This is a genomic window from Thiomicrolovo sp. ZZH C-3 (genome assembly GCF_054862725.1).
The window spans coordinates 37,749-62,309 of the sequence record NZ_JBTKXX010000004.1 but is presented as its reverse complement, the minus strand read 5'-3'; the positions used below and the strand labels follow the sequence as shown (position 1 = coordinate 62,309).

Annotated in this window: 28 protein-coding genes; 17 read left to right on the top strand and 11 right to left on the bottom strand. The window is 58.3% G+C overall.

Going from position 1 to position 24,561, the window contains the following annotated elements:
- Position 1: 1 nt before the first annotated feature.
- From crcB to ACXWTF_RS11625, 7 genes are all read right to left on the bottom strand, one after another.
- Positions 2–388: a fluoride efflux transporter CrcB gene (crcB, locus tag ACXWTF_RS11655; protein WP_461715158.1), complete on the bottom strand. Its 387-nt coding sequence runs from the start codon at positions 386–388 to the stop codon at positions 2–4.
- On the bottom strand, positions 385–1,077 hold the full coding sequence (locus ACXWTF_RS11650) for a lysophospholipid acyltransferase family protein (protein ID WP_461715157.1): 693 nt from the start codon (positions 1,075–1,077) through the stop codon (positions 385–387). Before ACXWTF_RS11650 ends, crcB begins: the two co-directional genes overlap by 4 nt.
- A complete protein-coding gene (locus ACXWTF_RS11645; protein WP_461715156.1) occupies positions 1,055–2,230 on the bottom strand; it encodes a hypothetical protein in 1,176 nt (391 codons plus the stop codon). Before ACXWTF_RS11645 ends, ACXWTF_RS11650 begins: the two co-directional genes overlap by 23 nt.
- Positions 2,230–2,904 carry a phosphoribosylformylglycinamidine synthase I gene (gene purQ / locus ACXWTF_RS11640; protein ID WP_461715155.1) on the bottom strand — a complete coding sequence of 225 codons (675 nt, stop codon included), beginning with the start codon at positions 2,902–2,904 and terminating at the stop codon, positions 2,230–2,232. The genes ACXWTF_RS11645 and purQ overlap by 1 nt, the downstream gene beginning before the upstream one ends.
- A gap of 91 nt (positions 2,905–2,995) precedes the next feature.
- Positions 2,996–3,238, bottom strand: coding sequence for a phosphoribosylformylglycinamidine synthase subunit PurS (purS, locus tag ACXWTF_RS11635; RefSeq protein WP_345987174.1), 243 nt, complete (start codon positions 3,236–3,238; stop codon positions 2,996–2,998).
- The gene (purC, locus tag ACXWTF_RS11630) at positions 3,238–3,954 is read right to left on the bottom strand and encodes a phosphoribosylaminoimidazolesuccinocarboxamide synthase (protein WP_461715154.1); all 717 of its coding nucleotides are present in this window, start codon (positions 3,952–3,954) and stop codon (positions 3,238–3,240) included. The genes purS and purC overlap by 1 nt, the downstream gene beginning before the upstream one ends.
- The gene (locus ACXWTF_RS11625) at positions 3,954–5,282 is read right to left on the bottom strand and encodes a S41 family peptidase (protein ID WP_461715153.1); all 1,329 of its coding nucleotides are present in this window, start codon (positions 5,280–5,282) and stop codon (positions 3,954–3,956) included. The genes purC and ACXWTF_RS11625 overlap by 1 nt, the downstream gene beginning before the upstream one ends.
- A gap of 220 nt (positions 5,283–5,502) precedes the next feature.
- Here ACXWTF_RS11625 and ACXWTF_RS11620 point away from each other — a divergent pair, with 220 nt between their 5' ends.
- From ACXWTF_RS11620 to ACXWTF_RS11565, 12 genes are all read left to right on the top strand, one after another.
- A complete protein-coding gene (locus ACXWTF_RS11620; RefSeq protein WP_461715152.1) occupies positions 5,503–8,079 on the top strand; it encodes an ATP-dependent Clp protease ATP-binding subunit in 2,577 nt (858 codons plus the stop codon).
- A gap of 23 nt (positions 8,080–8,102) precedes the next feature.
- Entirely contained in the window at positions 8,103–8,501 is a 399-nt protein-coding gene (locus ACXWTF_RS11615; protein ID WP_461715151.1) for a hypothetical protein, read from the top strand.
- A gap of 103 nt (positions 8,502–8,604) precedes the next feature.
- The gene (gene rpmH, locus ACXWTF_RS11610) at positions 8,605–8,739 is read left to right on the top strand and encodes a 50S ribosomal protein L34 (RefSeq protein ID WP_231018503.1); all 135 of its coding nucleotides are present in this window, start codon (positions 8,605–8,607) and stop codon (positions 8,737–8,739) included.
- Between the two features lie 11 nt (positions 8,740–8,750).
- Positions 8,751–9,068, top strand: coding sequence for a ribonuclease P protein component (gene rnpA / locus ACXWTF_RS11605; protein WP_461715150.1), 318 nt, complete (start codon positions 8,751–8,753; stop codon positions 9,066–9,068).
- Positions 9,065–9,391: a membrane protein insertion efficiency factor YidD gene (yidD, locus tag ACXWTF_RS11600; protein ID WP_461715149.1), complete on the top strand. Its 327-nt coding sequence runs from the start codon at positions 9,065–9,067 to the stop codon at positions 9,389–9,391. The genes rnpA and yidD overlap by 4 nt, the downstream gene beginning before the upstream one ends.
- Positions 9,392–9,394: 3 nt before the next feature.
- Entirely contained in the window at positions 9,395–11,014 is a 1,620-nt protein-coding gene (gene yidC, locus ACXWTF_RS11595; RefSeq protein ID WP_461715148.1) for a membrane protein insertase YidC, read from the top strand.
- Positions 11,015–11,016: 2 nt separating this feature from the next.
- Positions 11,017–11,796, top strand: a complete 780-nt coding sequence (locus ACXWTF_RS11590) for a Jag N-terminal domain-containing protein (RefSeq protein WP_461715147.1) — start codon at positions 11,017–11,019, stop codon at positions 11,794–11,796.
- Positions 11,793–13,142: a tRNA uridine-5-carboxymethylaminomethyl(34) synthesis GTPase MnmE gene (gene mnmE, locus ACXWTF_RS11585; RefSeq protein WP_461715316.1), complete on the top strand. Its 1,350-nt coding sequence runs from the start codon at positions 11,793–11,795 to the stop codon at positions 13,140–13,142. Before ACXWTF_RS11590 ends, mnmE begins: the two co-directional genes overlap by 4 nt.
- Positions 13,143–13,145: 3 nt before the next feature.
- Complete coding sequence (ruvX, locus tag ACXWTF_RS11580) at positions 13,146–13,559, top strand: Holliday junction resolvase RuvX (RefSeq protein WP_461715146.1); 414 nt, start codon at positions 13,146–13,148, stop codon at positions 13,557–13,559.
- Positions 13,560–13,564: 5 nt separating this feature from the next.
- A complete protein-coding gene (locus ACXWTF_RS11575; RefSeq protein WP_461715315.1) occupies positions 13,565–14,263 on the top strand; it encodes an SDR family NAD(P)-dependent oxidoreductase in 699 nt (232 codons plus the stop codon).
- Positions 14,264–14,311: 48 nt separating this feature from the next.
- Entirely contained in the window at positions 14,312–15,295 is a 984-nt protein-coding gene (locus ACXWTF_RS11570; RefSeq protein ID WP_461715145.1) for an SPFH domain-containing protein, read from the top strand.
- A gap of 7 nt (positions 15,296–15,302) precedes the next feature.
- Positions 15,303–15,947 carry a TFIIB-type zinc ribbon-containing protein gene (locus ACXWTF_RS11565; protein ID WP_461715144.1) on the top strand — a complete coding sequence of 215 codons (645 nt, stop codon included), beginning with the start codon at positions 15,303–15,305 and terminating at the stop codon, positions 15,945–15,947.
- On the opposite strand, the gene ACXWTF_RS11560 is transcribed toward ACXWTF_RS11565, so the two are convergent.
- Positions 15,933–16,613 carry a hypothetical protein gene (locus tag ACXWTF_RS11560; protein ID WP_461715143.1) on the bottom strand — a complete coding sequence of 227 codons (681 nt, stop codon included), beginning with the start codon at positions 16,611–16,613 and terminating at the stop codon, positions 15,933–15,935. The two genes, ACXWTF_RS11565 and ACXWTF_RS11560, sit on opposite strands and share 15 nt — an antisense overlap.
- A gap of 194 nt (positions 16,614–16,807) precedes the next feature.
- Between ACXWTF_RS11560 and ilvC the strand changes: the two genes are divergently transcribed.
- Positions 16,808–17,830 carry a ketol-acid reductoisomerase gene (gene ilvC, locus ACXWTF_RS11555; RefSeq protein WP_461715142.1) on the top strand — a complete coding sequence of 341 codons (1,023 nt, stop codon included), beginning with the start codon at positions 16,808–16,810 and terminating at the stop codon, positions 17,828–17,830.
- A gap of 179 nt (positions 17,831–18,009) precedes the next feature.
- A complete protein-coding gene (locus tag ACXWTF_RS11550) occupies positions 18,010–19,158 on the top strand; it encodes a polynucleotide adenylyltransferase (RefSeq protein WP_461715141.1) in 1,149 nt (382 codons plus the stop codon).
- A 19-nt stretch (positions 19,159–19,177) separates the two neighbouring features.
- Here ACXWTF_RS11550 and ACXWTF_RS11545 read toward each other — a convergent pair whose 3' ends face one another.
- From ACXWTF_RS11545 to ACXWTF_RS11535, 3 genes are all read right to left on the bottom strand, one after another.
- The gene (locus ACXWTF_RS11545) at positions 19,178–19,789 is read right to left on the bottom strand and encodes a transglutaminase-like domain-containing protein (protein ID WP_461715140.1); all 612 of its coding nucleotides are present in this window, start codon (positions 19,787–19,789) and stop codon (positions 19,178–19,180) included.
- A complete protein-coding gene (locus ACXWTF_RS11540) occupies positions 19,786–20,565 on the bottom strand; it encodes a PhzF family phenazine biosynthesis protein (protein WP_461715139.1) in 780 nt (259 codons plus the stop codon). The genes ACXWTF_RS11545 and ACXWTF_RS11540 overlap by 4 nt, the downstream gene beginning before the upstream one ends.
- Before the next feature lie 71 nt (positions 20,566–20,636).
- Positions 20,637–22,256 (bottom strand): cation:proton antiporter domain-containing protein, encoded by a 1,620-nt coding sequence (locus tag ACXWTF_RS11535; protein WP_461715138.1) that lies wholly within the window; start codon positions 22,254–22,256, stop codon positions 20,637–20,639.
- 211 nt (positions 22,257–22,467) lie between these two features.
- On the opposite strand from ACXWTF_RS11535, the gene ACXWTF_RS11530 reads away from it, so the two are divergent.
- From ACXWTF_RS11530 to ACXWTF_RS11520, 3 genes are all read left to right on the top strand, one after another.
- Entirely contained in the window at positions 22,468–22,680 is a 213-nt protein-coding gene (locus ACXWTF_RS11530) for a hypothetical protein (RefSeq protein WP_461715137.1), read from the top strand.
- A gap of 92 nt (positions 22,681–22,772) precedes the next feature.
- The gene (locus ACXWTF_RS11525; RefSeq protein ID WP_461715136.1) at positions 22,773–23,759 is read left to right on the top strand and encodes a divergent polysaccharide deacetylase family protein; all 987 of its coding nucleotides are present in this window, start codon (positions 22,773–22,775) and stop codon (positions 23,757–23,759) included.
- The gene (locus tag ACXWTF_RS11520; RefSeq protein ID WP_461715135.1) at positions 23,752–24,525 is read left to right on the top strand and encodes a DNA-processing protein DprA; all 774 of its coding nucleotides are present in this window, start codon (positions 23,752–23,754) and stop codon (positions 24,523–24,525) included. Before ACXWTF_RS11525 ends, ACXWTF_RS11520 begins: the two co-directional genes overlap by 8 nt.
- Positions 24,526–24,561: the final 36 nt, after the last annotated feature.

Below are 24,561 nucleotides of genomic sequence, written 5' to 3'. Positions count from 1 at the left end.
CTCAACGCAGCAGGGTCGATGCCAGCTTGAACCCTCCGCCGGCCATCAGGACGGTCCCAAGGGCATTGAGCCCGATATTGGCGGCTGCCAGGGCGAGGTGGCCGCCATTAAGGAGCATGACGCTTTCGATCGCGAAGGTCGAATAGGTCGTCAGTGCCCCCAGGATCCCCGTGGAGAGGAAGGATTTGACGTGCAGCGAGAAATAGGTCGTGTACATGAAGTAGGCGACCAGGATTCCCATGATGAAACTGCCGATCAGGTTGACGCCGAGGGTACCGAAGGGGAGATCGTGGGGGACGCGGTGCGAGATGAGGCCGTTGAGGTAGGCGCGAAGGACGGCGCCGATAAAGCCGCCGCTCCCGATAGCGAGTAGGGTGGTAAGGCTCATGCGTTTTCCTTTTGGACATAGCGGTCATAGGTTTCTTGCATCTGGTGCTGCACGGTTTCAAGCCACTTCTTGTCACTTTTGTCCGCGGTGAAGCTCTCGAGGTAGATCGCGGTGATCGTTCCAGGTGCGGCAGTCATGCGTTTGGTGCTGAAGAAGTGGGCAGTATGGATAAGGACGACCGGCTGCACCGTGAGGCCGAGTTTGTCGGCGATCAGTTTCGCCCCGGGTTTGAAGCGCCGCATCCTGCCGCTCTCAGAGCGCGTCCCTTCGGGGAAGATACAGACGATCCTGCCGTCATCGATACGCTCCTTGGCCGCTTTGAGCAGGGCGACGAGGGCGCTTTTGCTTTCGCGCTCCAGGGGGATCTCCTTGGAGAGACGGACGGCCAGGGAGAAGAAGGGAACCTCGAAGAGCTCTTTTTTGGCGACCCAGGCGAGTTCGCGCTTTGTCGCGCTCTCGATGACGCCGATATCGAGTTCGCTCTGGTGGTTGATGATATACATCTGCGCCTCGGGGTCGGGTGTGCCGACTTTGCGGACATGGACAAAGATCAGCAGCCGAATGAACCAGGCGGCAATTTTGGAGGCGTAGGGGCGCGGAACAAAGGGGTAGAGGAGGATCTTCAGCAGCAGTCCCGTAAAGATGACGAGGGTGCTGTAAACCCAGTTAATCCGCGCAAGTATCTTCATGCTTGACCCAACCGATCTGGTCGTTCTGGAGACGTATCTTCGTGTAGCCCTTGACATGGCCCTCGGCATCGAGCTGGTAGCGTGCCGGGGTGATCTCGAAAACCGTGGCGTTGCGCATCGGCAGCAGGTAGATCGGGGCACCCTCTTTGATGCAGACCTTTTTCAGCGGGACGTTGAGCCAGGCGGCATAAGCGCCGGCTGCGACCGCAACGGCCAGCAGGGTCCAGGAGCGTTTCCAGAGTGCGAGTGCGAAAAAAAGAACGAACACGGCGAGAAAAACGATCGTTTTCTGGGTGACGTGCCCGTGCTCGATCGGGTTGATGTCGCTGGTCGTCGAGACGAGGTCGTCATCGACCTCGATCGGGATGCTGAGACGTTCGTACCGTTTGCTCTGGAGGTTGAAATACTGAAAGCGCAGCACTTCGACGGTCTTGGGCAGGACGGCATAGTAGCTCATCGAGGCAAAGTGCGGATCGCCCTGCAGCGACTCGAAGTCCTGTTTCCCGGCCTCGGCGAGGTGGAAGTCTTTCAGGTCACTGCGGTTCGCATCGGCGGAGATCACGATGATATTGTGCCCCTTGTCGTAAACAGTCGTTTTGGCATGGGTGATCGTGAAGCGGTCCGCCAGAATACCGCAGAAGTTTTTCGGCGGGTTAAGGATCGTCGCCTCGACGGCACCGCCCCGGATGGGGTCGGAACTCTCCTCTTCACCGTACCCCAGGGTCAACACCGGGGTGATGTCGGGCAGCAGCGCACGCTTGCCCGTCACTTTGAAATAGAAGCGGTCCAGGTAGGTGTGCTCCTGCCGCTCGCGTTCGGGTGTGTCGCTGAGCAGGGTGAGACCGCTGCCGCCGCTGAAGCGGTAGGAGAGGTCATCGAAAAGGTCGGTGGTGATGACGGTCCGGATAAGAATGGAGACGATCTCGCCTTTAAAGAGGCGCTCGGGCTTCTCAATGAGGGTGGCATAGAGGTGCCGTGTTTCCGGCGTCTCTTCCTCCACGGTGAGGTCGGCGCTTTCGACTTCGGCGGCATCATCCGGCGCTTCGGCCTGCAGGCTAAAAGGCATGACGGTCTCGGGAATGTCGGTGACGATGGTCACGGCCTGCAGCAGGCCAACGGTCCCGAGCCAGAGGAGCAGAAGGAGCGAACGCATCAGGAAGCGAAGAACCCTTCCAGCATTGCCTTGCCGTCCGCGGAACCGAGAATGGCTTCCATGGCGCGCTCGGGGTGCGGCATCAGTCCAAAGACATTCTTGTCCGCATTGCAGACGCCGGCGATGGCATCGACGGAACCGTTCGGGTTGCTGATGTTGCCTTCGCTGTCGCAGTAGTGCAGGAGGACCTGGTCGTTGTCATACAGCGCTTTGAGGCCCTCCGGGTCGATATAGTAGTTCCCGTCGTGGTGGGCGATGGGGATGTTTACGACATCACCCTTCTCCAGCTTCTTAAGGAAAACATTGTCATTCCCGGCGACCTTGAGGTGGTGGTGGCGGGAGATGAAGTGGAGGTGCTCGTTGCGTTTGAGCGCACCCGGCAGCAGCCCCGATTCGGTCAGGACCTGGAAGCCGTTGCAGATGCCGAGGACTTTCCCGCCGCGCGCAGCGTACGCCTCGACGGCCTTCATGACGGGGCTGAAGCGGGCGATGGCGCCGCTGCGGAGGTAGTCGCCGTAGCTGAAACCGCCCGCGACGACGACCAGGTCGGTGTCATCGGCGATCGCCGTCTCTTTGTGCCAGACGACTTCTGTCGCGGCCCCCAGCTTTTCGAAAGCGTACTGCGTATCGTATTCGCAGTTCGTTCCGGGAAACTGAATGATGGAGACTTTCATTTTGACATTCCCTTCCGAACGAAGTCCGTAAGGGACTCCTCGGCGGAGTGCCCGCGCGGCTTGCCGCTTTTGTGAAACGCTTGAAGTTGTTTCATGAGACGATCTCGATGGCGTAATCTTCGATAACAGTGTTGGCCAGCAGGGATTCGCACATCTCGGTGACCTCTGCTTTGGCGCTCGCTTCATCGGCGGCAGTGAGGTCGAGGACGATCTGCTTACCGACGCGGACGTCGTTGACACCGTCGAATTTGAGTGAATCCAGTGCGTGGTGGACGGCTTTGCCCTGTGAATCCAGGACACCCTGCTTCAAAAATACGTTGACGATTGCTTTCATTAGTTTGCTCCCAAAATACGGTTGAGGACCTCTTCGTAGGCCACTTTGAGTCCGCCGAGTCCCTGGCGGAAACGGTCTTTGTCCATCTTTTCGCCCGTTTTCATGTCCCAGAAGCGGCAGTTGTCCGGGCTGATCTCGTCGGCGAGGATGATATTGCCGTCTCTGTCCTTACCGAATTCGAGTTTGAAGTCGACGAGGTTGAGCCCCTTGTCGGCGAAGTAGGGTTTGAGGATGTCGTTGACCTGGCGGGCCATACGGCGGATCTTGTCAAGCTCGTCCTGGTAGTCGACGAGTTCGAGGATCAGGGCGTGCTGGTCGTTGAGTTTCGGGTCCCCGAGTTCATCGTTTTTATAATCGAATTCAACGAGGGTGAAGGGGAGGACTTTGCCATCCTCGATGCCGAGGTTTTTGCTGAGGCTGCCGGTGGCGATATTGCGGACGATCACTTCGATCAGGATGACATCGACACGCTTGTGCAGCATATGGTTGTCGTTGAGCATACCCACGAAGTGTGTCGGGACCCCTTTCGACTCGATCAGTTTGAAGAGCTCCGTCGAGATCTTGTTGTTGAGCGCACCTTTGCCCGCTTCACTCGATTTCTTGGCGCCGTTGAAGGCGGTCAGGTCGTCTTTGAACTCGGAGATCAGCAGGTTCGGATCGTCCGTCGTAAAGAGTTTTTTTGCCTTGCCTTCATACAGCAGTTCGCGTTTTTCCATTAATGTGTTCCTTTCACGATGATAAGTGCTTTGAGAATGTCGATGGCTTCTTTGAGCTGAATGTCGTTGCCGATCTGTTTTTCGGTGATGATGTTGCTGTCCACCTTTTCATCTGCACCGGCCTTGGTGGTGTTGCCGTCGATCTTCTGCAGTTCGCTTTTGAGGTGCATCTTCAGGTCCGCCTCTTTGATCGCAAAGGCGTCGTCGTCGGTCTTCGGTACGACACCGCGGTCGACGAGCACGTCCGGGGTGACGCCGATCGCCTGGATGGTGCGGCCGCTGGGGAGGTAGTAGCGTGCCACGGTGAGCTTGATCGCCTCGATGTCGCTGATGGGCAGAATGACCTGGACGGAACCTTTCCCGAAGGTCTTCTTCCCGACCAGTACGGCACGTTTATGGTCCTGAAGGGCGCCGCTGACGATCTCCGAGGCGGAGGCGCTCCCCTCGTTGACGAGGACGACGAGGGGCTTCTTCGTCAGGGTGGCGGATTTGTGGGCACTGTATTCGGTGTTTTCGCGTGCGTCACGCCCCTTCTGGGAGACTATGACACCCTTGTCGACAAAGAGGTCTACGAGGCCGACCGCCTGGTCGAGCAGACCGCCGGGGTTGTTGCGCAGGTCGAGAATGAATCCCTTCGCGTCGCCGTTATGCTGGCGGATCGCCTTGGAGATGCCTTCGACGACTTTCTGGTCGAAACTGGTGACACGAAGATAGACGGCGTCGTCGCCGATCGTCTTGGCATAGACGGACTGGATCTTGATGATGTCGCGGATGATGTGGACCGGGAAGGGTTTGGTCTCACCCTTGCGGACGATGGTGATGTCAATCGGCGTTTTCGGCTTGCCGCGCATCAGCTGGACCGCTTCGTCGATATCCATGTCGAGGGTGGGGGTGTCGTCGATCTTGAGGATGATGTCGCCCGCCTGCAGGCCGGCCTTGTCCGCCGGGGTGCCTTCGATCGGGGCGATGACGGTGAGGGCACCGTCCTTGATGCCGACGGTGATCCCGAGGCCGCCGAACTCCCCTTTGGTCTGGACCTGGAGGTCTTTGAATCCCTTCTGGTTCAGGTAGGAGGAGTGGGCGTCGAGTTTGCCCATCATCCCCTCGATGGATTTGTTCATCAGGGTCTCGATGCTCTCTTCGTCGACGTAATATTTTTCGACGATACTGAGGACCTTCGTAAATTTCGCCAACGCCTGGAGCCGGGAAGCTTCAACCGTCGGTGTCCCCTCTTTGGGTGCGTCGGCGAGGAGGGCGGTGGAATAGGTCAGGGCTACGGCCGCCGTTGCCGTGAGAAAGCCCATCGCCATCATCTTTTTCTTTTTCATTTTCTACTGCTTTCCAGTCTCGCAATTTTTGAGCGTCTATTATAGTCAAACAATAGTAAAATAAAAGCATGTGGAGCGCAGCGTGCCGTGCAAAAAAACAGGGGGTGACAGAGTGGCATGATGAAACTTTAGTCACACTGTATCAAGTTAAGTTGACACAGTGTGACTAAAGATGCTATAATCACTTCACTCAATAAGCAGCTGATAAAGGAAGAATGACATGAATACGATTTTTGAAAAACTGACCCATCAGATGACACAGACCATTGAATCGGCCCTCTCGCTGGGGCTGCATAACCAGAACAACGAGGTGGAACCCGTTCACGCGCTTTGGGCGCTGCTGACCAACAGTGACAGTGTCCTGAACCAGGCGCTGCGGAAAATGAACGTCGATAAAAGCGCGATCGAGCTCGACGTCAAAAGCGCGGCGGACAAGCTCCCCAAAAGCAGCGGCGTGAGCAAGGAGAATATGCGGATCTCGCGCAACCTTGTCCAGGCCCTGGAACGGGGCGTGGGGGAGATGACGCGCAACGGCGACAGCTTTATGGCCGTCGACAGCTTCATCCTCGGCAACCTCGAGAGCGAGCCCTTCGGTACGATCCTGGGCAAATACATCGACAAGATGGAGCTGCGCAAGACCTTTGAGGCGATGCGCGGCGGACAGAAGATCGAGAGCCAGACGGCGGACGAGAACCTCGAAAGCCTCGAGAAATACGGGATCGACCTGACGGCGCAGGCGGCGGCGGGCGAACTCGCCCCGGTCATCGGCCGCGACGAAGAGGTGCAGCGTATGATGCAGATCCTCATCCGCAAAACGAAGAACAACCCGATTCTGCTTGGCGAACCGGGTGTCGGTAAAACCGCCCTGGTCGAAGGGCTGGCGCAGCGCATCTATAATAAGGAGGTGCCGCTTTCCCTGCAGAACAAGAAAGTCGTGGCGCTGGATATGAGCGCGCTTATTGCCGGGGCGAAGTACCGGGGTGAATTCGAAGACCGTCTCAAGGCGGTGATCGACGAGGTGAAGCAGAGCGGCAACGTCATTCTTTTTATCGACGAGATCCACACCATCGTCGGTGCGGGGGCTTCCGAGGGGAGCATGGACGCGGCGAACATCCTCAAGCCCGCACTCGCCCGCGGCGAACTGCACACGATCGGGGCGACGACGCTCAAGGAGTACCGAAAGTACTTTGAAAAAGACGCGGCCCTGCAGCGCCGTTTCCAGCCGGTCACGGTGGACGAGCCCTCCATCAACCAGGCGCTGCAGATCCTGCGCGGGATCAAGGAACGCCTCGAAGGCCACCACAACGTGACCATCACCGACGCGGCGCTGGTGGCGGCGGCGAAACTCTCAGACCGCTACATCTCCGACCGTTTCCTGCCGGACAAGGCGATCGACCTGATCGACGAGGCGGCGGCGGAGCTGAAGATGCAGATCGAGTCCGAGCCGCATGCGCTCTCCGGTGCGAAGCGGAAGATCCAGGAGCTGCAGGTCGAGAAAGAGGCGCTGAAAATGGATGAGAATCCGGCCAACGACAAGCGTCTGGGGGAGATCGAAAAAGAGCTGGCGGACGCCGAAGAGGAGAAACGGAGCCTCGAGGCGCAGTACCAGGGCGAAAAAGAGGTCTTTGAACGCATCGCCGGCATCAAGGGCGAGATCGAGGCCAAGCGCCGCGAAGCGGAACTGGCGAAGCAGCAGGGCGAGTTCAACAAGGCCGCCGAGATCGAGTATGGGAAAATCCCGCAGCTGGGCGAAGAGGAGGTGGCACTCCAGGAGAAGTGGAAAACGATGCAGGGGGAGGGTACGCTGCTTAAAAACAGTGTCGACGAAGCCTCCATCGCCGGGATCGTCAGCCGCTGGACGGGGATCCCTGTCACGAAGATGCTGCAGAGCGAACGCGAAAAGATCCTCCATATCGAGGATGAACTCAACCGCGACGTCGTCGGGCAGGCGAAGGCGACCCATGCCGTCGCCCGGGCCATCAAGCGCAACAAAGCGGGGCTCTCCGACGCCGACCGTCCGATCGGATCGTTCATGTTCCTGGGGCCGACCGGGGTCGGTAAGACCCAGACGGCCAAGACCCTGGCCAAGTTCCTCTTCGACAGCGAAGAGGCGCTGATCCGTCTCGATATGAGCGAATACATGGAAAAACACGCGGTCTCCCGCTTGGTCGGTGCGCCTCCGGGATACGTCGGCTACGAAGAGGGCGGACAGCTGACCGAGGCGGTGCGCCGCAAACCCTACAGCGTCGTGCTGTTCGACGAGGTGGAAAAAGCGCACCCGGACGTCTTCAACATGCTCCTGCAGGTGCTCGACGACGGACGGTTGACGGACAACAAGGGGGTGACGGTCGATTTCACGAATACGATCATCATCCTCACCTCCAACATCGCCAGCGATAAGATCATGACGATGCAGGGGGACCCGAATCTCGAAGAGGTGGTGCTGGGCGAACTGCGCGGCAAGTTCAAGCCGGAGTTCCTCAACCGCCTCGACGACGTCGTCATCTTCAACCCGCTGGGCGAGGATCAGATCATCGCCATCGTCGACCTCTTCTTCGAAGCCATCGCCAAGAAGGTGGAAGAGCGCAACATTTCGCTCACCCTGAGCGAAGAGGCGAAACGGCTGATCGCCCGGGCCGGGTTCGACCCGGTCTACGGGGCACGGCCGCTGAAACGCGCGCTCTATGAGATCGTCGAAGACCGCCTGGCCGACCTGATCCTCGGCGGCGAGGTCGAGGAGGGCAACCGGGTCGTCTTCGATGCCGAGGGTGACGAGATCACCGTGGCCGTCGATTAATCCTGACGCGCTACAATCCCGGAATGAAAATGCTCAAACGCCTTCTGCTCCTCCCGGTGGTTGTACCGGGGCTCTTTGCGACACTGTTCGCCTGTACGGGGGACTGCCTGACCTGTCACCCGAAGCTGTTGCCGACGATCCAGAACGATCCGCGCCACAAGCCGATGCTGGGCTGTATCGACTGCCACAGCGCCGATCCCAACGCCATGGCCGAATGCGGCAGCGAGTGTTTTGCCTGCCACCCCGTCGAGAAGATCGAGAACGTGGGGGTAGCGGAGCATAAAGTGATCCGCGGATGCCGGGACTGCCACGTGCAGATCAAGGAGGCCCTCAGCGATATCGCAACGCCGAAGGATCAGTCGGTCATGCCGCCGCTGAAAGATCTGCTCATCCCGCCTGCCGACACGAACGGCGGCTTTTAAACCATTAAGATGGGGAAAAAAGGGAGAATTTCCCTTATCCTTAAATAAGCATTAAGTATGAATTAGGCATAATTGCGCACTAAATTTTCAGAGAGGAATGGTCATGAAAAGAACATACCAACCGCATAACACGCCTCGTAAACGTACCCACGGTTTCCGTGCACGTATGGCGACAAAAAACGGCCGCAAGATCATCAACGCACGTCGTGCCAAGGGCCGCAAGAAACTGGCCGCCTGAGTTCGTTCGCAGTGCTGAAGCACAATCGCGAGTTTCAGCTGGTCTACCGCAAGGGCAAAAGCGCACATTCACCTGCGCTTGTCCTCTTCTACCTCCCCAATACCCCTTTTGTATCCGTCGGATTCACTGCCAGTAAAAAGGTCGGAAATGCCGTCAAGCGCAACCGAGCCAAACGCCGTATGCGTGCACTTTTTTATGGACTGGAGCCCCGGCTTGCCGCCGGCAGCTATATCCTCGTCGCCAAGGCGGCGACGGTGGAGACGCCCTATGCCGTCATGGAAAAAGCGCTCGGCAAAATGGTCGAACGGGTCGGAGCGCTGAAGGCATGATCCGACGGCTGGTGCTCGCCCTCATCTGGATCTACCAGCGCAGTTTCACGCTGATCGGCCGGGGGAGCTGCCGCTACTACCCCAGCTGCTCGGAGTACACGCGCCAGCAGTTCGAACAAAATCCCCTCCTGTACGCTTTTTACTATTCGACGAAACGCATCATGACTTGCAACCAGCTGTTCCCCGGGGGAATAGATTATGTCGAGGTGTCGAAATTACGTCCGAATCCGCAAGATTTAACCATTAATAGGATAAAGTACTGGCTCGTTCCGAAAGCGGGAAACCGCTTTTATCTCATCAAGAATTTTTCGTTTAAAGGCTAACGTGTGTTTGAAAAAATGAGTCCCAACCAGCGGCTGATCCTGGCCGTGGTCCTTTCATTTGTCTTCTTTATTGTCTATACTGCGATCTTCCCGCCGGAGATGCCGGAGAGCGCAGAGCAGAACGTCACGCTCACAGAGCGGGTAGGTGCCGAGGCGGCGACCCCGGCGGTTGCTGACGGCGGTGTCGGTCATGCGGTGGCGGCCAGCGAAAAAGTGGCCAACCCCGATGCTACCAAGCTGGTCACGGTGGAGTCATCCGAGTTCACCCTCAAGATCGACACCCTCGGCCGTATCGTTTCCAAGGTGCTCAAAGACGAGAAGTACTATGTCGACGACAAGCCGACGGAACTCATTGCCCAGGAGGGCGCGCAGCCGCTCTTCATCCGTTTTGCCGACGAGGCGGTCAACGCGGAGGCGCTGAAAGTACCGTACCGCGCGGATACAAGCACGCTGACACTGGACACCGCTGGGACGAAAACCCTGACGCTCACGCAGACTCTTTCACAGCTGACGGTCACGAAAACGCTGACCTTCTACGCCGACGGCCACTACGACATCAAGGTCTCCCTCTCCAAGCCGATGCGCTACTTCCTCTATGTCGGGCAGCACGCAGAGCACAAAGGACAGATGATGATGGCCGTGCACGGCGTCATGGCCTATACGGCCGACGGTGTCTCCAATATCTTTGAAGACGGCGATGTCGAGGGACGCACCGCGCTGCGCGACGTGCAGCTGCTCTCGGCCTTTGACCAGTATTTCGCCTCCATCTTCTACGGGTTCGACCCGGAGCTGATCATCAATGTCGACCGGGACCGCAGCGACAACCCGATCGCCTATATCGAAGCCTCCGACTCCCTGAGCTTCAACGGCTTTATCGGTCCGAAGGATTACCGCCTGCTCGAATCGATCAATCCGGTGCTCGTCAACGCCATCGAGTACGGCTGGTTCACCTGGGCGGCGAAACCGCTCTTCAGCTTCCTGCTCTTCTTGCACGGTATCTTCGGCAACTGGGGCTGGGCGATCGTCGTCCTCGTGATCGCGATCCGTCTCGTGCTCTACCCGCTGACCTACAAGGGAATGGTCTCCATGCAGAAGATGAAAGACCTCGCCCCGAAAATGAAAGAGCTTCGCGAGAAGTACAAGGGTGACCCGCAGCGCATGAATGCGGCGGTGATGGAGCTCTACAAGAAAAACGGGGCCAACCCGATGGGCGGCTGTCTGCCGCTGCTGCTGCAGATCCCCGTCTTCTTCGCGATCTACCGCGTACTGCTCAATGCCGTTGAGCTTCAGGGCGCACCGTGGATGTTCTGGATCGATGACCTCTCCCGCATGGACCCGACCTACATCCTGCCGATCCTGATGGGGGCATCCATGTACTTCCAGCAGAAGATGACGCCGAACAACTTTACCGACCCGATGCAGGAGAAGATCTTCAAATACCTGCCGGTCGTCTTTACCTTCTTCTTCGTCACTTTCCCGTCGGGGCTGGTCCTTTACTGGCTGACGAACAACCTGCTCTCCATTGCACAGCAGTACATGGTGAACAAGCAGTATGCGAAGATCAAAGCGGCACGCCACGAAGCACATCTGGCGCAAAAAGAGCATCACGGGGATGAGGCCTGAACATGAAGAAGATCGAAGCGCCGACACTTGAAGCGGCGTACAGCGAGGCTTCCAAACAGTTCAGCTGCTCGGTGACGGAACTCGACATCGTCGTCGTCCAGCACCCGAGCAAGGGGTTCCTCGGTCTGCTGCGCAAGCAGGCCGTCATTGTTGCCCGCCTGAAGGCGGCCGCGGACGAAGCCGAGGATGAGACGGCGCTGCTGACGGAAGATGAAGCGCCGGAGCCGCTGGAACCGATCGCGTATCCCGAAGACGATGAAAGCGAATACGAAGAGGTCTACGCAGACGAAGAGCACTATACCGAAGGTGAGGATGACGATCTCGATGCGATCGCCGAAGAGGTCGAGACGAAACTCAATGCCCTCTTTGAGACGATCTGCTTCAAACTCGACGCTATCCATGTCTCGGTTTACGATGACAATACGCTGCTCGTGGAGTTCAACGGAGAAGACGCGGCGCTGCTGATCGGCAAAGAGGGGTACCGTTACAAGGCGCTCTCCTACATGCTCTTCAACTGGATCAATGCCGAGTACCAGCTGCAGCTGCGTCTCGAAATCGCCGAATTCCTCCAGAACCAGGAGGAGTCGGTGGCGCGCTACCTGACCGGGGTTTTTGAGAGCATCGACCGCGACGGCCATGCTCAGACACGGGTCCTGGACGGGGTGCTCGTGCAGATCGCGTTGAAGCAGCTGCGCGACCGTTACCATGACAAGTATGTTGCCATCCGGACGACCCGTGACGGCGGAAAATACATCATCATCAACGATTACCACAACTACTGATCATGAACGATACGATTGCCGCCATTGCGACCGCGCACGGGATCGGCTCCATCGCCATCATCCGCATCAGCGGTGAAGAGGCGACGGCGATCGCGTCAAAGCTGACGGGCCAGCGCCCCCTTGAAGACCGGCGCGCCCACCTCTACCCCCTCTATAATCCCCAGCACGAGCTGATCGACGAAGCAATCGTCCTCTTTTTCCGCGGTCCGCGCAGTTTCACCGGCGAGGATGTCGTCGAACTGCAGTGCCACGGCGGACAGATCGTCGCCGAAGAGGTGCTCAAAGCGGCCCTGGCCGGCGGTGCGCGCCTGGCGACGCCGGGCGAGTTCAGCCGCCGCGCCTTCCACAACGGCCGGATCGACCTGACCGAAGCGGAGGCGATCGCCCGGCTTATCGAGGCGCGGAGTGAAGATGCTGCGAAGATCCTGGCCAAGCAGATGAAGGGTTCGCTGCGCACCTTCGTCGAAGGCAACCGCGACGCCTTGCTGGAGATCCTCGCCTATTCGGAGGTCTCTATCGACTATGCCGAGGAGGACCTGCCCCAGGACCTGATCGACCAGATCGTCAAAAAGCTCGAGAGTATCGCCGCCGCCCTGCGCCGCACCCTGGCATCGAGCGAACGCCGAAGAGGGCTGATGCAGGGGTTCAAGGTCGCTATCATCGGCAAACCCAATGTCGGGAAAAGTTCGTTGCTTAACAGCCTGCTCGACTACAACCGCGCCATCGTCAGCGATATCGCCGGGACGACCCGCGACACGATCGAGGAGCAGGTGCGCATCGGCAGCCACCTGATCCGGATGGTCGACACGGCGGGGATCCGTGAGGCCGGCGACGAGATCGAGCGGATCGGGATCGAACGCTCCATCGAGGCGGTGAGCGAGAGCGACATCGTTATTGCGCTCTTTGACGGCAGTCGCGCGCTCGACGGCGAGGACAAGGCGATCCTCTCGCTGATGGAGGAGCATAAAGATGCACGCGAGTTCATTGCCGTGCTGAACAAGACCGACCTGCCGCAGCGTTTTGATGAGACGCCGCTGAAGGGGTACACCCCGCTGCGCATGAGTTGCAAGCAGGACACTTCGGTCCTGATCGAGGCGCTGCAGTCGCGGATGGACCGGCAGAACGTCTCCGAAGAGACGATGCTTATCTCCCAGCGCCAGACCGATGCCGTCAAAGGGGCGCTCATCGCGATTGAAAACGCCTTTATGCCCCTGGAGGAGCAGGAGCTGGAACTCTTCTCCTTCCACGTCGGCGAGGCGATCCAGTCCCTGGCCTCCATTACCCGCCCCTTTGACAACGAAGAGATGCTCGACAAGATGTTCGGCAGCTTCTGCCTCGGGAAATAGGGGATGGCGATCCAGTTCCCGCTTTTGGCCATCGACCTGGGGCTCAAGCGGATCGGTCTGGCCTACAGTGCGGACGGGACGCTCGTCACCCCGCTGTCGGCCGTGGAGCGCAAAAACCGGAACCAGGCGTCGCAGGCGGTACGCGACGTCATCGCGGAGTGGGGCATCAAACAGGTCATCGTCGGCATTCCCATAGGCGGCTCCAGCGAAGAGGAGATGCGGCGCCGCGTCGCGCATTTCATGAACCTCGTCGATTTCGGCGGTCCCGTCGCCTACCAGGACGAAAGCGGCAGCTCCCTGGAGGCGGAGGCGATGATGAAAGGCGAGATCCGCTACAAACGCGACGGCCGCGTCGACTCCCTCTCGGCCAAGGTAATCCTGGAGCGCTATCTTCGCGAAGGAGGCACGGCACTGTGAAGGTCATGATTACGGGCAGCAGCAGCGGACTCGGGTCAGCGCTGGCGGCGCACTATCTGCAAAAAGGGGCGGAACTCTACGGCCTCAGCCGCCGTACGCCGGAGAACGCGCACGCCTACAGCTTCGTCGCCTGTGACGTTTCCGATTTCGACGCCCTCCAAAAGGCCCTCGATACCCTCCTTGACGGTGTGACGGCGCTGGATCTCGTCTACCTCAATGCCGGCACCCTCGGGCGTATCCAGGATATGAGCCGCTGCTCCATGAAGGAGCTCAAAGCGCAGATGGATACCAACCTCTGGGCGAACAAGGTGATCCTCGACTACCTCATACAGCACAAGATCGCCGTCGGGCAGGTCGTTGCGATCTCCAGCGGTGCGAGCCAGAGCGGCAGCCTGGGGTGGAACGGCTATTCGCTTTCGAAAGCGGCGCTCAATATGATGATAAAACTCTACGCCAATGAAATGCCCCGTACCCACCTCTGCGCCCTGGCCCCGGGCCTGATTGAGACCCCGATGCTGGGCACCATCCTTTACGGTGATCACGACACCGAGCGCTACACGACGGTCGAGCGGTTGCGCCGAAGCAAAGAAGATGGGCTGGTCCTGAGCCCGGAGGCGTGCGCGGCACTGATCGACGGTGCATTGGACAAACTGACCACATTTCCCAGCGGGGAATACATCGACATACGGCACCTTCCCAACTGATTTTCACTTCGGCTGTGTTATAGTGGAACAAACTTTTCTGGGAGTGTCATGATGGGCCTTTGGGACGGTGTTAAACGGCAGCTTCGTTCGGTCATTGAGTGGGAGAATCCCGGCGAGAATGATCTCTTTTACCGTTGGTCGGATAACGGGGACGAGATCAAAAATGCGTCAAAGCTGATCGTCGGTCCGGGGCAGGGGTGTCTTTTCGTTTACGAGGGACGGGTGGTCGCCGTGCACGAAAACGAGGGGATGACGTCGCTGCGGACGGACAATATCCCCTTTTGGACAACCGTCATCAAAGTGCTGCAGGCCTTTGAAAGCGAACACAAAACCGGGTTCTATTTCTACAAACGTACCGAGATCCTGAATCAGAAGTGGGGGACCCGCTCCCCGATCAAATACAGCGACCCCGTCTACAACTTTCCCGTGGCCCTGCTGGCATTTGGGAACTGCTCGTTTCGCATCACGGACCCGAAGCGCTTCTTTGTCAATATCGTCGGGGGGAAAGCGCATTTCGGCATCGAGGCGTTCCGGGAAGCGATGGTGTCGCGGATGATCCAGCCCATCAGCGACTTCCTGGCCGAATCGCAATACTCCTATATCCAGATCGACGCCCAGCGTAACGAGATCGCACTGGCGCTGCACGGCAAGCTGAATACCGTTTTCGACGAACTCGGTTTTTTTCTCAGTGATTTCCGGATCGAGGGGACTGATTTTGACGAGGGGACCAAAGAGCGCATCGCGCGTATTGCCGATGTCGGTGCCGATGTGCATGCCGCCAAACATGCGGGGGTCTCCTATGCCGAACTGCAGCGTCTCAGCGCCATGCGCGACGCCGCTGCTAATGAGGTCGGTGCCGCGGGGGTCATGATGGGTATGGGGACGGGCATACAGCTGGCATCGGAGGCCAACGCCTCCCCGTCAGACGATATCGCTTCCAAACTGCGCCAGCTCAAACAGTTTTACGAGGAAGCCCTGATTACCGAAGAGGAGTACAGCCGAAAAAAAGCGGAACTCCTGGAGCGAATGTAACCGTATCATGCAGCGCTGCAAGAGCTGTTCGGCACCGCTTGACGGGATCTTCTGCGACTATTGCGGCAGCCGGAACAATGTTGATCTCGGGCATTTCAAACCCATAAACATCCGGCCGCACCAGCAGCGCCCCTGTCCCGTCTGCCATACCAATATGAGTACCATCGACGTCGGGAAAAAAGTGCCCTTTCTGATCGAGCGGTGCGAAAGCTGTATGGGCCTCTTCTTTGACAAGGAGGAGCTGGAATCGATGATCGACATGACGGTCAAAGGGGGGCGGAACGTCGACCTGAAACTGCTGCAGGAACTGACGGAAAATCCGCGTTACGTGGACGTCGTCGTCTACCGCCGCTGCCCGGTCTGCCGAAAGCACATGCAGCGCAAAAACTTCGGCCGGCGCAGCGGGGTCATCATGGACGAATGCGTCGAACATGGCATCTGGCTCGATCCGGGGGAGCTGCGGCAGATCATGGAGTGGGTCAAGGCCGGGGGGGTGAAGCGGGCAGATGCACTGGACCAGTCCCGTGCATCTTCTGCCGAACGTCTTGCCGCGGCCCGGCGAAAAACGAAACGTTCGCACCACTACCATGAGCGGGAGCGTGAAAACACTCCGGCGATGTGGGAGGAGCTTTTCGCGCTATTGCGCGGGTGAGCTCTCGGCGGGGAGGGCGATACCGAAGAACGCCAGCGCCTCCTCCTCGTCGTCGCTCAGCGTCGCGCCGTGGTAGCTTTCATCCTCTTGTAACAGTGTTCCGATCCTCTTGACGCAGTACGCAAAACACTGCTTCCGGGCACAGGCCATGTCGTCGATGAAGCCCATTCCGCTGAAGTGGTAGTTCTCCCCCTCGTTCTCGATACAGAAGAGGGTGCCGTCGCACTGCGTCTCGATCAGTTCGACGAGCTCCCGGTAGTTGATGCCGAACTCCGTCGCCTGCCACCCGATCTCCTCGAGTTCACTGTCGGTAAACTCGGCGACGCCGTCGCCGGTCGTATCGTCATAATCCGCATGGCGGACGTTGTAGCCGATGATCTCCTGCCAGTTGCGCGCGGCCTTGATCAGGATGCGGTCCTCGACTTCGACGACCTGCATGTTTCCGCCGAGCAGTTCGGCAAGGCTTTTGGGTTTTGTCGGCATCAGCGCGGACGGTGCAGGCCGGTCGACGCTGCCCTGGAAAATGTAGCAGCTCCGTGCATCATAGGGGGGATAGTGGATCTCCCCTTTGATCGTGATGCCGAAGGGCTTCCCGCCGTTGACGGCGGCCATCATGGCCGGTTTGTCGATCGCGATGATCTCTTTGACAAGGTTGAATTTTTTCATACGTTCTCTTCCGCAATTTTTCGGAAATTTTAGCATGCCCGGCGCGCGGGGCGATTAAGAAATCACCGTTTTCAAAGGCCTAAGCAGCACCTAAACTACTCTTTCACGACTTTTTGGTACAATGCGCAAAATTTTTGTGGTGCGGGGACCGCCTGAACGGCGGCATGATCGTCCACAATCCAAGGGATTAACTGATGGCATTGAATGTGTACTATGACAAAGACTGCGATCTCAGCATCATCAAGGGCAAAAAAGTCGCGATGATCGGTTTCGGCTCCCAGGGCCACGCACACGCGGAAAACCTCCGCGACAGCGGCGTTGAAGTGATCGTCGGTCTGCGCAAAGGCGGTTCCAGCTGGGCGAAAGCGGAAGCAAAAGGTTTCCAGGTTATGACGGTAGCGGACGCTTCTGCAGCGGCGGACGTCGTGATGATCCTTCTGCCGGACGAAAACCAGGCGGAGATCTACGCGAACGAGATCGCACCGAACCTCAAGCCGGGCGCGACGATCGCTTTCGGTCACGGTTTCTCCATCCACTACGGACGCATCAAGCCGGCAGCCGACATCAACGTCATGATGGTTGCACCGAAAGCGCCGGGCCACACGGTCCGCAGCGAGTTCGTCAAAGGCGGCGGTATCCCTGACCTGATCGCGGTCGGCCAGAACCCGTCCAACATGACCAAGGAGCTTGCACTCTCTTACGCTTCCGCGATCGGCGGCGGCCGTACGGGTATCATCGAAACGACCTTCAAAGACGAAACGGAAACAGACCTCTTCGGTGAGCAGGCTGTTCTCTGCGGCGGTGTCTCTGCACTGATCCAGGCCGGTTTCGAAACCCTGACGGAAGCGGGCTATCCGGAAGAGATGGCCTACTTCGAGTGTCTGCACGAGATGAAGCTGATCGTCGACCTGATCTTCGAAGGCGGTATCGCCGATATGCGTTACTCTATCTCCAACACGGCGGAGTACGGTGATATGGTCTCCGGCCCGCGCGTCATCAACGCCGAGTCCAAAGCAGCCATGAAACAGGTGCTCAAAGAGATCCAGAACGGCCAGTTCGCCAAAGACTTCGTCCTCGAAGGCCAGGCAGGCTATCCGCGCATGAACGCAGAGCGTAACAACCTCAAAGCGCACCCGATCGAGCAGACCGGTGCACGCCTGCGCGAAATGATGCCGTGGATCAAGGCAAACAAAATCGTCGACCAGGACAAAAACTAATACAGCGGCGCAGCTTCTGCGCCGTTGACCCTTTTATGCTTCCCCCGTACACCTTCTCGTATACCTTTTGCATCTCCATCGTTTTTTCGGTTTCTGCGCGATCTTCTATATAATGGCAGCAATCATCATGCAACGGTCATGACATACCGATGAAGTATCCGTCACTAAAGGAGCAGACAGTGCAGGAAAAGCGAATCTACCTGGTCGGCGCCGCCGTCAGGGATGCACTGATGGGCAGAGGGACAGGCGACAGAGCGTATGTCGCCGTCGGGTACTCGCCGGCCGATTTTGCCCATCTGGAGCAGGCGGAGGGGGCATTCCCGCACTATATCAGAGAAGACGGCGCCATGCTGACGCTCGCTGCACCCGGAGAGAGCATCGAGGGGGAACTGCTGCGGCGGCCCCTGACGATCGATGCCATCGCCTACGACGAGCAGGAAGCGAGCTATGTCGACCCCTGCAACGGGCGTGAGGATACCGAGAAACGGATACTGCGCCACACCTCGGAAGCGTTTACGGACGTGCCGATGAACGTGCTTCGTTTGGCGCGTCTACGCGCGACATTCGGCACCGGCTGGAACATTCATGCCACGACACGGGTCGTGATCTACCGCATGCACGGGGCGCTGAAGCAGCTGCCGCCGGAAGCGGTCTGGGAAGAGGTACAAAAGGTGCTTGCGCTCCCGGAGACCCACCTCTTTTTTGAAACCCTGTTCGAGCTGGGGGTGCTCGACGCCGTCTTCCCCTCACTCTTTGCGCTGACGACCTTCAAAGAGGGGACAAAGTACCACCGCGAGGCCTCCCTCTTCGCACATGTCATGATGGTGCTGCGCGAGCTGAAACATGAGACGCCGCTACTGAAGCTGACAGCGCTCTACCACGATATCGCCAAACCCTACTGTTTCCGGACCTATGGCAACGGTACGCGGCACGGGGAGCCCGATAAGATCGCCCCCCGGATCGACATGGCGATCCCGGAGCCGATAAAAGAACAGATCCTCTTTCTGAGCGAAATGCATACCAAGCTGCCCAAGCTCCCGGAGATGAGCGTATTTCACATTACGGACTTCTTCGAACGTTTCGGCAAGGATGAAACACTGCTTGAAGCGCTCATACGCTTCAAACGGGCTGATGACCAGGGACGGTTTACGGATGTCCCCAGGCCTGCCATTTGGGACCGGGCTATCTTGAAGACCTTTGATGCCATCAGCGCCTACAACCCCGAACCGTGGATCGCCTCCCAGGCGGAAAAACCCGACGCCAAAGCCGTCGCCCTGCATGTGCACCTGCAGAACATCGAGATAGTCAAGCGGACCTTCTTCGCATAGCGTTTCAGCCGTTTGGCATTTACTCCTGCCGGAGATCCGGGAAATGCCCGATCATCGCTTCGTAGTTTCGATAGCTCCGCAACGCGTCGACGACCTCGGGCAGGGGTTCCACAAAACGCCCCTCGACATCATACTCGTTCTCCCCCAGGGTAAAGGCCAGCTGTTCGACCGGAGGGGTGAATTGCGCATCGACACCCTCTTTGTTGCCGCGGGGATCGCAGCGGTACCAGCCGTACGTCTCCAGCCAGACGGCGTTCAGGCCGTGGAGGCAGTAGAGGCCCGGGGTGTATTCAGAACAGCTGAGCCGCTGGTAGCACAGTGCCGCCGGGATGCCGTTGGCCCGCAAAAGGGCGGCGAGGAGGTGGCTCTTCGCGTAGCACCATCCGGTTTGCTGCTCCAGAACTTCGCTTGCTTTGATCGTCGAGACGCCGCAGCCCGCATCGCCGGTATGCGGGATCTTGTCGCGGACATATGCAAAACACTGTCCGGCAATCGCCTCTTTCGTTTCCTGCCCTGCGGCCAAGACTACGGCAAGCTCCGCCACGGCCGGATGCCGGAAGTCGATCAGTGCCGACGCCTGCAAGAAGGGTGCGATGTCCGTATCGGACACCACTGCCGTTTCCCTGCTCATATGAAAATCTTCCCCTGCAGATAGGTGCGCGCCTGGCCGGAGATGAGTACCCTTGTTCCGGCCAGTTCGCACCGCAATTCGCCGCCGCGGGGTGAGACCTGCCTGGCAAGGAGCACTCTTTTGCCGAGCCGCTTGGCCCAGTAGGGGGTCAGCTGGGTATGGGCGGAGCCGGTGACGGGATCCTCGTCGATGCCGAAGTTGGGGGCAAAGAAGCGGCTGGCGAAGTCGTACCGCTCATGCCGGGCGGTAATGCAGACGCCGCGCAGGTCCAGGGCACGGAGGGCATCGAAATCGGGGGTGAGTGCGCTCAGATCCTCCCCGTCGGGAAAAACGACGATATAGTCGCTGGCCTTGAGGACTTCGACCGGCGGTTTTCCGAACGCCTTGACGATCTCCGGCGGTACGGGAACGGCGAGGGGTGCTTCGGCAGGGAAGTCGAGGGAGAGGTATGCCCCCTTTTTTGTGACATGCAGAAGTCCGCTGCGTGAATCGAAGGTGACCTTCTCCCCTTTGAAACCGAGCTGTTCGAAAAGGACATGGGCCGCCGCCAGGGTGGCATGCCCGCAGAGGTCCACCTCTGTCGTCGGGGTGAACCAGCGGATATGGAACCCCTCGCGCTCTTTGACGAAAAACGCCGTTTCGGCAAGGTTGTTCTCCGCTGCGATCCGCTGCATGGTCTCATCATCCAGCCACTGCTCCAGCGGGCAGACGGCGGCAGGATTTCCTTCGAAAATGTGTGCGGCAAACGCATCGATCTGGTAGAGAGGGAGTGTCACGGTTCTGGGCCTTTGGAATTCATGTATCCAAGATTATAAAACGAACGGACGCGCTTGTCAAAACCGGTCCGCTACTGTGTCGTACCGGATGAGGGCAAAGCGGTCGCCTGTTCGACAAGGAGGCTCGAGACCTCAAAGCTCGCATCGATGAAGCGGGCGCCGTCAATACTGCGAAGCTGCCGCCGTTCGGAGGGGGTATCGATCTTCATAATGATTTCGGGCTGGGTGGTAAAAGCGCGGACCGCTTCGCCGATCAGGCGCTTGTTGTGTTCGCTGTTGACTGTCAGAATGACGGCTTTGGCGCTGTCCACGTTGAGCGATTCGAGTACCGGGCGTTTGTTGAGGTGGCCGAAGTAGGCCATGTAGCCGAGTTTGCGCGCATGCAGAACCTGTTTGAGGTTGTCGGTGATGACGATGAAAGAGACCCCCTTGGCCTGCAGGTCCGCACAGACGATCTTGCCCAGCGTCGAAAAGCCGGCGACGACGATGTGGTCGCTGCGGCCGATCGGGGTGATGACGTCGGATTCGAAAAACTCTTTTTCAAAGTAGGAGGAGAGTTTATAGATGTTGTTGACGACGAGGGGGGTGAGAATCATGGAGATGACACTGACGAGGATCAGGAAGCTCGCGGCTTCGCTGCTGATAAGGCCCTCGCTGCCGGCCAGGGCAAAGACGGCGAAGGAGAACTCGCCGATCTGCGCGAGGGCCAGGGCACTCTTGGCCGAGGTGTTCTTGTCGTGATTGCGCCGGATGATGGCGTAGATGACGGCGGCTTTGAAGAGCATGGCGAGGACAAAGACGAAAAGGATGAGATGGATATGCTGCAGGAAATAGATCAGGTCGATCTTGGTGCCGACGCCGAAAAAGAAGATCCCCAGCAGGAGGTCCCGGTAGCTCGCGATATCCGATTCGACCTTGACGCTGTAGTCGGTGTCGGCGATGATCATCCCGGCGATGAAGGCCCCCAGCGAATAGGTAAAGCCCATCCCGTGGGCAAGCAGGGCGGTCCCGATGAGAATGGCGAAGACGGCGCCGAGAAACAGCTCATCGAGCTCTGTGCGCGCGGAGAACTTCAGCAGCGCATTGACGCTCTTGGCCCCGACAGTGAACATGAAAACGATGACGATGGCGGCCGAGACGGCCGTTTTGAGCAGCACCTCGCCCATGGAGAGGTCATGGTTGGAGAGGAAGCTGATCAGCAGCAGGATCGGGATCACCGCCAGGTCCTGGAAAATGAGGATCCCCATCGAGATCTGCCCGTAGGGGGTCAGGATGTCCTTGGACTGTTTGAGGTAGGTCAGGACGATCGCCGTCGAGGAGAGCGAAAAGGCCAGGGCGACGATAAGCGATGTATTGAAGTCCAGACCGAAGGGGAAGTAGGCGAGGGCGAAAATCACGACGACGCTCAGGCCCACCTGTAGCACGCCGTTGGTCAGCAGGAGCTCTTTCATGCTTTTGATCCGTCCCAGGCTCAGTTCAAGTCCGATGGTGAACATCAAAAAGACGATGCCGAATTCACCGACGATATCGAGGGTGAGGATACTCAGTCCGTTGAAACCGAAAAGGTAGCTGATGATCGTGCCCGTGAGGATATAGCCGATGAGGTGCGATATCCCCAGGCGTTTGAGCAGGATACTCAGTACCGCGGCGATGGCGAGGGTCAGAAAGATTGCCAGAAGTAATTGGTCCATGCTGAAAGTATAGGCTGTCCCGGTTTTTTTTGACCAAAATCTCTGTATAAAAATGGCGCATCTGCAGCTGAAACGGCGTGTGTATATGTGGAATATGGAGGACAAATATGAATAAAAGCGTGGAATAAGCGAGTTTTGCGACTAAATATTTTGATTTGTAACTCAAATTAACTATAATACACTATTGGTATGAAATGAGAAAGGGGAGCTGATGATACAAGAGCTTTATCAAAAATTGTCGGCGATTGAATGGAACTATCATGTGCTTCAAGCGCCGGATAGGGGTGTGATAATATTGAAAGCGATTTCGATGGATCCGCAGGGGGTACTGGAGGTGATGCGTATCCGTGAGATTGCCGAAGAGTTTCGGCTCTACACCAAATGGGACGGTCAGGACATAATGATCGGCCGCAGGGAGGAGTAGGGCTACTATAAAAAAGTGGCATTGTGCCCTGTTAACCGCACTGTTATACGATTCTTATTACAATGTGCCGACAAGAATCATGAGGGATCGGAATGGCGCAACAGCGGAAGAAAAGTGCTCCCAGGAAGCGGACAGTCAGGGGAAAAACCAAGCGCAAGAAAAACGCATTCACCTACGCACTGCTTAAAGGGGTGATCTTTCTGCTGATCGCTTTCATTTTGGCGGCCGGGGGGTACTTCTTCGGTTACCAGAAGGGGAAGCAGGAGCAGCGCGGTGCGCTGCTGACCGAGCGCCAGCACAGTGCCGAACTGAAAAAAGCGCTGAAAAAGGCGAAAGCGAGAACGGCCAGCCATGAATATGAAAAAGCACCGCCGAAGCCGGTGGTACGCGCTGAAAAAGCCGAGCCGGTTTCAGGGACGAAACCGATGATGGCCATCATCTTCGATGACGTCTCTTTCGCCCATGACGTCCGCAATATCAAAGCATTGAACCTTCCGGTGACCATGTCTTTCCTTCCCCCCTCAAAGCGCCATCCCGATTCGGCTGCGCTGGCGGCCAAGCAATCCTACTACATGGTCCACCTGCCGATGGAGGCGGTCTCTTTTTCGGCCGAAGAGCCTCAGACACTGCATGTCGGGGATGATGAATCGGTGATTGAGGAGCGTATTCGCCAGATCAAAAACCTGTTCCCGAAAGTCGCATTTGTCAACAACCATACGGGCAGCAAGTTCACCGCCGACCGTGATGCGATGGAGAAACTGCTGTACGCACTCGACCGCGAGGGGATCACGTTTGTCGATAGCCGTACCACGGGAAAAACGGCGGTTCCGGCCCTGATGAAAACGCTGCACCGCCCCTATATCAGCCGCGACGTTTTCCTTGACCACGACCCCGATGTCGAAGCGGTGAAAAAACAGGTGCGCCGTGCGGTGAAGATCGCCAAGAAGTACGGTTCGGTCGTGGTGATCGGCCACCCGCACAAACAGACGCTCCAGGGTCTGGCGGAGTCGAAGGCCGTGCTCGAATCGGTACAGCTGGTGCGGATCGATACGTTGGCGGCATACGAAAACCATGAGTGAGCTGCTCTACGAGAAGGTACCTGCCCTCGAGGCGATGCGCAAATACCCTGAAACGCTCTATTTCGAGGGGAATACGGCGCTGCTCTCAAAGGTGAAGCTCTCTATTGTCGGCTCCCGGCGGGCGGACGGGTACGCCCGTTTCATGACGTCGGAGCTGGCGGCGAAACTTGCACGCGCAGGGGTCTGCATCGTCAGCGGCGGTGCGATGGGGATCGATGCGACGGCCCATGCGGCGGCGGGTGCGGCCAACACCATCGCCGTACTTGGCAGCGGGATCGATGTGCGTTACCCGGCGACCAACCGCGCCCTGCTCGACAGTATTGGGCACGAGGGGCTGCTGCTCAGCCCCTTCAAAGACGGTTTTGCGGCGACCCCCTGGAGCTTTGTCGTCCGCAATGAGATCGTCGTCGCCCTGGGGGATGCCCTGATCGTGACCCAGGCCGATGAGAACAGCGGCAGCATGCGCAGTGTGGAGTATGCCCTGCGCATGGGAAAGAAGATCTATGTCCTTCCCCACCGCATCGGCGAAAGCGAGGGGACCAACCGTCTGCTCGAGGAGGGGAGAGCGGAGGCGATCTACGACATCGATGCCTTCGTGGCGCATTACGGCGCAGCCACGCGCTGTGTCGGCGATCCTTTTTTGGAGTACTGCCGGAGCGGCCCGACCTACGAGGATGCCGTACGCGACTATCCCCAGGAGGTCTTCCGCTACGAACTCGAGGGAAAGATCGCCATTACGGCGGGCCGGATCAGCGTTCTGGTGTAAACGCCGGGCAGGCGGAAGCCGTCCTCTGGAATAACA